6 protein-coding genes and 1 riboswitch are annotated in these 6,000 nt (G+C 68.8%); of the genes, 1 reads left to right on the top strand and 5 read right to left on the bottom strand.

The window, feature by feature from the left end; all coding sequences use genetic code 11:
* Positions 1–585: 585 nt before the first annotated feature.
* The 4 genes from CHC11_RS38845 to CHC11_RS38830 form a co-directional block, all read right to left on the bottom strand.
* Positions 586–909 carry a histone-like nucleoid-structuring protein Lsr2 gene (locus CHC11_RS38845; protein ID WP_089316904.1) on the bottom strand — a complete coding sequence of 108 codons (324 nt, stop codon included), beginning with the start codon at positions 907–909 and terminating at the stop codon, positions 586–588.
* Between the two features lie 990 nt (positions 910–1,899).
* Entirely contained in the window at positions 1,900–2,523 is a 624-nt protein-coding gene (locus CHC11_RS43145) for an RDD family protein (protein WP_281258443.1), read from the bottom strand.
* A gap of 7 nt (positions 2,524–2,530) precedes the next feature.
* A complete protein-coding gene (locus CHC11_RS38835; RefSeq protein ID WP_089316903.1) occupies positions 2,531–3,328 on the bottom strand; it encodes an RDD family protein in 798 nt (265 codons plus the stop codon).
* 4 nt (positions 3,329–3,332) lie between these two features.
* Complete coding sequence (locus CHC11_RS38830; RefSeq protein WP_425427383.1) at positions 3,333–3,854, bottom strand: amino-acid N-acetyltransferase; 522 nt, start codon at positions 3,852–3,854, stop codon at positions 3,333–3,335.
* 269 nt (positions 3,855–4,123) lie between these two features.
* A riboswitch (cyclic di-AMP (ydaO/yuaA leader) is annotated at positions 4,124–4,330 on the top strand.
* A gap of 3 nt (positions 4,331–4,333) precedes the next feature.
* Between CHC11_RS38830 and CHC11_RS38825 the strand changes: the two genes are divergently transcribed.
* Entirely contained in the window at positions 4,334–5,329 is a 996-nt protein-coding gene (locus CHC11_RS38825; protein WP_089316901.1) for a C40 family peptidase, read from the top strand.
* A gap of 407 nt (positions 5,330–5,736) precedes the next feature.
* Here CHC11_RS38825 and CHC11_RS38820 read toward each other — a convergent pair whose 3' ends face one another.
* Positions 5,737–5,967 (bottom strand): transcriptional regulator, encoded by a 231-nt coding sequence (locus tag CHC11_RS38820; protein WP_021591725.1) that lies wholly within the window; start codon positions 5,965–5,967, stop codon positions 5,737–5,739.
* Between the last annotated feature and the right edge of the window lie 33 nt (positions 5,968–6,000).

The raw sequence follows: 6,000 nt of genomic DNA, 5'->3' as shown, positions 1-6,000 counted from the left end.
TCGGTACCGATGTAGTTGTGGTTGAGCATCCTGGCCTCTTCCTGAGCCAGAACAACAACCCGCCGCGCGCGGTCGGTGAACCTCTCGAACATCTCGTCGCTCCTCACAGAGCGGTTGGGCAGAGTCCGGAACGTCCGGAACTGTCCTTCCGCATGCTAGCCCGCCCCGAGGAGGCCGCCCGGTGCACTCCCACCAGGAGACGTTCCCCAGCTATGCGCTGTTCAGTCTCATCCAACTACCGCATCGGTGCGTCATGTTCCCGCTACGCCCCAAGCGAACGAGGGGCTTTCCGCAGGTCGGTCAAGGCGCGGGCCGAGTGTGCCGAATGAGGGTGGAGTTTCCACCCGCGCGCCTTGTGTACCTCACGGCGGACACGCCGAACCGCACAGGCGCTACGCCACAAGCGAACGACTCTTCGCATCGGTCCGGCCGGCCCGTGAATCGGCGGGGGCCGCGTCGGGCGACGAACCCGGCGAACGGCTCGCCTCGCGAACGACTCGCCTCGCGAACGGTGAGCGGCTCACGCCGCGAACGGCGAACGGCCCGCCTCGCGAACGGAGACGGGCCGCCGGCGGTCCGGGCGGATCAGTTGGCCGCCTCGTACTGCTCGATCACGTGAGCCGGGATGCGGCCGCGCTCATTGACCTTGATGCCGTTGTTCTTGGCCCAGGCGCGGATCTCGGCACTGCGCTCGCGGCTGGACGCGCCGCGCTGCCGACGGCGGCGGTTGACCGTCCCCGCCTTGCGGGACTTCTCGACGAACGGCTGCAGCGATTCCCGCAACTTCGTCGCGTTGGCGCCACTGAGGTCGATCTCGTAGGAGGCGCCGTCGATCGAGAACGCTACGGTCTCGTCCGCCTCGCCACCGTCGAGGTCGTCGACGAGAAGCACTTGAACCTTCTGTGCCATGGGGACAGACCTTTCAGCTTGAGCAAACTCCAATCGAGTGCCAAAGATATACCTAGAACTTCGCAGATGACAATTCCAGCATCCGCCGTGAACCGACACTCGCACGAAGTCGCCATCCCGCTCGTGACCGGCTGTAATCGGCCTCATCGTTTCGGGTGCGCGTGCCCCTCGGGCGACGCCCGGATCCGGCCCGGCGTCCATGAATTTCCAAGCCCCGGCGCCGCGCCCGGGTTTTCAGGCGTGACCGGTGTCACGGCGTACTGTGCTGACCTGCGCCGGCGTGCGCGCATTGGTCCGGGTTTGCGGACGACGCCGGCGGCACGGCGATTAACCTGCCGTATCGCCACTAACCGCGCGCCCGCGTCGTAATACGCAGCCGACCGCGGCGCCGGATCAACGCCCGGCGGGCGATGTGGACGAATAACGGTGGACGGTCCAGCGCCGAAATCTGTTGCCGCCACCGGACGCGAGAAGCTTGCGCCCTGCTCAGGACGCGGATGCTCCGCAACGACCGCCGTCGCCGCGAAATCGGGAGATTTGGACACAATCCCACCGCCCGTCCCCGTTCTTCGACCCGGCGCCGGAGGCCGGAGCAGGGCGCGCCTCCGGCTACGCCCGCAGCCACCGGCATACCGCACGAAAGGTCCGTTCCAAGGGCGAGAGCGTGCCATCCGAAGTAAGTCCACGGCCGCCGACAAGCGGTCCCGTTCCGGTCACCGCAACAGCATCGGAGGGAACTGTCAAAGCGGAGGCGACGTCCGGGACGAGACACATCCCACCGGTTTCGGGACCGTAACCGGAACGAGCGGGCATATGCCGTCGGCACCTCGGGCGTCCGGAAACAACGACCATCTCGACGAAAACATGTATGGCGCACGCGAGTGGACCAGTGCGCGGCCAGGGCGCACGGCCGGCCGCGCACGCTAGCGCGCGGTATCGGACGGGTGTTATCGGACCCCGCGAGCACGTCCCGGTGCGGCGGAGAGGGCCTCAGAAGGCCGAGGATTCGGGCCGCGGGCGTTTTACCACGAGAGTCCCGGCGAGCCTGTCGTGAACAGCCTGGCGGCGAACGCCCTCGAACACCGCCCCCGCGTTCGCGACCCAGACGATGCTCGCGAGCAGACCGAGAACGGGAATCGGACGCAGCCCGATCGGCAGCGAATAGACGGCTGCCCGCAGAACGCAGCGCAGAACGTCCGGACGCGTGGACGCTCCTCCGACCTCCGCCCCCGGCGGAGCCGCGGTCTCCGCGGGCTCGGGAGCCGCCACGGGCACGAATCCCGGCACGGACACGGGGAGGGCCGACACCTCGCCGAGCCCGGCGTGGCCGCCCGCTCCCCCGGCCCCCTCCGGCGCCGCTTCAGGCGCCTCCTGAGCCGTCGCCGCGACCACCTCTATGCCCGCGACGCGCTTGCCGAGCGTCCGGCCCCACAGGGCGAGCTGGATCGCCTCGTACAGCAACATGCATCCCGCCACGGCGGACGGAGCGATGACGTCCGCCGTATGCCCGGACACCAGTTCGCGGACGACCAGAACGACGGGGACGCCGACGACGAGTGTGTCTACCACGCGCGCCAGGAGCCTCTGCCCCGGCTCGGCGAGCGGTGCCGCCATCGTGGCCTTAGTCCGCGTACTCGGAGTACTCGGAATCGTCATATCCGGCGCGCTCGTCAATGACGAGCGTGCCGGCGAAGCGATCGTGCAGCGACTGATGCAGGGGCTGGTCCCAGATCGCCCACAGGTAGGCCATCAGCGCACCCGCCCAGACCAGCACCATCCCGTACGCGGCGTAGTCCCACACCATCACCGCCAAGACGAGGAAGAAGAAAACGCCGAGCTGGTAACCGACGTGGGTGATCCCGGCACGCCAGACGGCCTGTGTCGTGGTGATGGGGGCGCCCGCAGGCCGCGCCTGAACGACGCCCAAGCCCAGGACGCGCTTCCCCAGCGTCCGGCCCCACATCGACAACTGCACGGCCTCGTAGATGAACGGCAGCACGGACAGGACGCAGAAGAGGGTGAAGATAATGGGCCAGTTCCACACACCCCCCTCATCCTCCGTCTTGCTGCCGGGCTTGCCCAGACCGAACGCGCCGATCGTCACCGGCAGGACGAGGGCGAACCCGAAGACCGCGACGAGCGCGTTGTCGATGATTCGCGCGCCCGCCCTACGGTAGATCGGCGCCAGCTCCGGGTCGCCGCCGCCGTCGTAGGAGCCGTAGTCGTCGTAGGCGGGCTGCTGGTTCCACTGATCCTGTTGCGGCTGCCATTGCTGCTGGGGCTGCTGTTCCCACTGCTGCTGGGACGGCCGCTGCTGCGGTTGCTGCCACTGAGAACCGTCGTAAGGAGGCGGCGGGCCGTAGGAACCCTGCCCCTGCGGGGGCTGGTAAGGCCGCCCGCGGCGGGGGGAATCGCTCATTGAGTCAGTCCTCCAGGCGAAGCAACATCCGGGTGTTGCCCAACGTATTGGGCTTGACCCGGTCGAGGTCCAAGAACTCTGCCACGCCTTCGTCGTAGGAGCGGAGAAGTTCCTCGTACACCTCTGGCGCCACCGGAGTCCCCAGGATCTGCTGGAAGCCGTGGCGGGCGAAGAACTCCACCTCGAAGGTAAGGCAGAAAACCCTTCGCACGCCGAGTTCACGCGCGTTCTCCAAGAGGCGGGTCACGATCCGGTGCCCGATCCCCCGTCCCCCGCATCCCTTGTCCACGGCGACCGACCGGACCTCCGCGAGGTCCTCCCACATGACGTGGAGGGCGCCGCAGCCGACGAGCGGCCCCGGCGTCCCGTGCTGGACGTCCTCGGCGACCCAGAACTCCTGGACGTCCTCGTACAGCTTGACCGTCGTCTTCTTCAGGAGGCGACGCCCCGATCCGGCATGCAGGTCGACGAGCCTGCGGATCTCCTGGACGTCGGCGGTACGCGCACGCCGGATCACGACTTCCACAAACAGGCGAGGTTATCGAACGCCGCAGCTCACCAGGTAACGCCCTCCGCCCTCTCGCGCCGAGCACCGCACGCCAGTAACTAGATAAAAGAGACTAGGCATCGCCGGGGGTGTCCGAGAAGTGGGGCGGAACACAGCGCGCCGAACGCGGCCCATCCGGCGTTCTCCCCGTTCACCGCGCCGCGCGACCTGCGAATTCGCATGTTCTGGTTGGCATCCAATGCGGGGTCCGTTAGTGTCCTTCGCTGACGTCGGCCCACCGCAGGACGGGGGCCGAACCGCCGAGTCCCACGGGTCGCAACCAGCTGCCCGAGGAGCCGGGGACCCACTTTCGGAGCGTTTCGGGGAATCGCCCTGAGCGACGACCGTGAGGGGTGAATCCGCAGTCGCGGGCGATCGGTTCGCTCGCGGACGCGGACGGGCTGCTCCGGCCCCAACCCGTCAGCTAACCCGGTAGGCGGCTGAGGAGAGGAGTATTCGTGAAGCGATCGCGGCATGCTTCCCTTTCACACTTCCGTGGGCGCGCGGCCATCGTGGTCGGCGCGCTCGCCGTCGTTTCGGCCGCTCCGCACGCGATCGCCCCACATGCGATCGCCGTCGCGCACGCCGACCCCGAGCCCTCCGCCAAGGAGCTGAGGACGAAGGCGCTCAAGCTCGCCGACCAGCTGGAGCAGCTCACCGAGCAGTACAACGGGCTGAAGGTCAGGCTCGCGCAGTCGCAGCGCGCCGCCAAGGTCGCCACGGAGAACGCCAAGCGCCAGGAGAAGACGCTGGAGGCGCTCCGCCAGAAGGTCGGATCCCTCGCGGCGACGAGCTACATGCAGGGCGGCTCCGACCCCGCGGTCTCGTTCGTCGCCTCCCAGGACCCGCAGTCCGTCCTCGACCAGGCCGCGACCCTCCACTACTTCGCCAAGCAGGACAGCACCCAGGTGCTCGGGCTGATGCAGGCCATGCAGTCCGCCCAGCGGGCCCGCAAATCGGCCGAGGCCCGCGCCAAGCAGGTGAAGGCCCTGAAGACGCAGCTCGACTCGCAGCGCACGAAGGTCACCGACGCCTACGAGAAGATCCGCGGCAAGCTCGTCGACAAGGACCCCAGCCAGCTCGCCAAGCTCCCCGTCATCGGCACCGGCAAGGCCGCGCAGGCGCTCCGGTACGCGATGGGCAAGATCGGCCGTCCGTACGTGTGGGGCGCCGCCGGCCCGACCACCTTCGACTGCTCCGGCCTCACGATGTGGGCCTACAGGCAGGTCGGGATCAACCTGCCGCACTACACCGGCAGCCAGTGGAACGCCGGAACGCACGTGTCGCGCAGCGAGCTGCAGCCGGGCGACCTCGTCTTCTTCTACTCCGACCTGCACCACATGGGGATCTACGTCGGCGGCGACAAGATGCTGCACGCCCCGCACACCGGAGACGTCGTGAAGATCGCCTCCATGGGCGGACGCCCCTTCGCGGGCGGCGTCCGGGTCGCCTAGGATCCCGCCACCGCACCGAGCGTCCACCTCGTCGAGCAGATCGACCGGCCTGGCGCCGACCGCGCCGCCCTGGTCGGCCGAGGCGCGTCGGTCGCCCCCGTCCCACGGGCCGGTCAGCAGTGCCGGGGCCGCCCCGTCCGCCGATCGAGTCCGCCGTGCCGTACGTCATCCTGCGCTGAACGGGCAGGGGTACGTCGGCCAGGGCCGTCGCGGGGTCGGGCTTGCCGGAGGCCGGTGCGGGCCGGGTGGGCCTGTCAGGCCCGAACGCCGTCCGCGGCGACGCCTTCTGCAGGGACCTACCTGCCAGGGCGCGGGCGCCGCCGCTGCGGGGTCGGACGGAATTCGGATGAGCCGCCGTTTCTCCGGATGACGCTCGCCGTCCCCTGGCGAGCGTCGGGGGTGCATCGCTAGATGAGCTGCCTCCGGGCCGCCCACACCACGGCCTCGATAGGGGTGTTGACCTCCAGCCGGTCGCAGATCGTCCGCAGCCGGCGTCGCAAGGTCCGAGCGCTCAGTTCCAGCTTGCGTGCCGCCACATCGGCGGTGACACCGCTGGCGATCTGGGCGAGCAGCCGGATCTCTTCTTCGCTCAGCCCGAAATCGTCGGTGCCACGACGTGCGAGTGTGGCTGTTTCCACTCCGTCCTCCCTCGTCCGTGGTGATGACCGCGG

The organism is Actinomadura mexicana (assembly GCF_900188105.1).
Lineage (GTDB): Bacteria > Actinomycetota > Actinomycetes > Streptosporangiales > Streptosporangiaceae > Spirillospora > Spirillospora mexicana.
This window is presented reverse-complemented; position numbering and strand designations above follow the sequence as displayed.

Excerpts from the sequence above, each read along its gene's own strand:
- CHC11_RS38835 (WP_089316903.1), bottom strand. The coding sequence starts at position 3,328 with ATGAGCGATTCCCCCCGCCGCGGGCGGCCTTACCAGCCCCCGCAGGGG.
- CHC11_RS43145 (WP_281258443.1), bottom strand. The coding sequence starts at position 2,523 with ATGGCGGCACCGCTCGCCGAGCCGGGGCAGAGGCTCCTGGCGCGCGTG.
- CHC11_RS38845 (WP_089316904.1), bottom strand. The coding sequence starts at position 909 with ATGGCACAGAAGGTTCAAGTGCTTCTCGTCGACGACCTCGACGGTGGC.